General features: G+C 61.8%; 1 protein-coding gene. It reads right to left on the bottom strand.

Annotated elements, in window-relative coordinates; genetic code table 11:
- Positions 1–576: methyl-accepting chemotaxis protein (locus KKO72_RS20780; protein WP_251140830.1), on the bottom strand; the 576-nt coding region annotated here is incomplete at both ends.

Raw genomic sequence — 576 nt, 5'->3', positions numbered from 1 at the left:
ATCCTGCGCCTGGCTCTTGAGGCTGCTCGCCGCTGCAGCCATCTCTTCCACCAAAGCCGCATTCTGCTGCGTGGCCTGGTCCATCTGTGTCACCGCATCTCCCACCTGGCTCACACCCTGGCTTTGTTCGGTGCTGGCGGCACTGATCTCTCCCATGATGTCGTTGACCCGGCGAATGGAGGCCACCACCTCGGTCATGGTGGCACCGGCCTGATCGACCAGGGTCGTGCCTTGTTCGACCCGCTCGACACTGGCGCTGATCAGGGTCTTGATTTCTTTGGCGGCTTCGGCACTGCGTCCAGCCAGGCTACGCACCTCACTGGCGACGACTGCAAAACCTCTGCCTTGTTCACCAGCACGGGCTGCTTCGACGGCGGCGTTCAGGGCCAGGATGTTGGTCTGAAAGGCGATGCCGTCGATCACGCTGATGATGTCGCTGATCTTGCGGCTGGCTTCATTGATGCCTTTCATGGTGTCGACCACCTGGGCGACCACTTCGCCGCCCTTGATGGCCACAGAGCTGGCGTTTTGGGCCAGTTGGTTGGCCTGGCGGGCGTTGTCGGCGTTTTGTCTGAC

It is taken from the genome of Rhodoferax sp. U11-2br, from assembly GCF_018619435.1.
Taxonomy (GTDB): domain Bacteria; phylum Pseudomonadota; class Gammaproteobacteria; order Burkholderiales; family Burkholderiaceae_C; genus Rhodoferax.
Note: the sequence above shows the minus strand (reverse complement) of the source record. Positions and strands in the feature narration are given on the sequence as shown.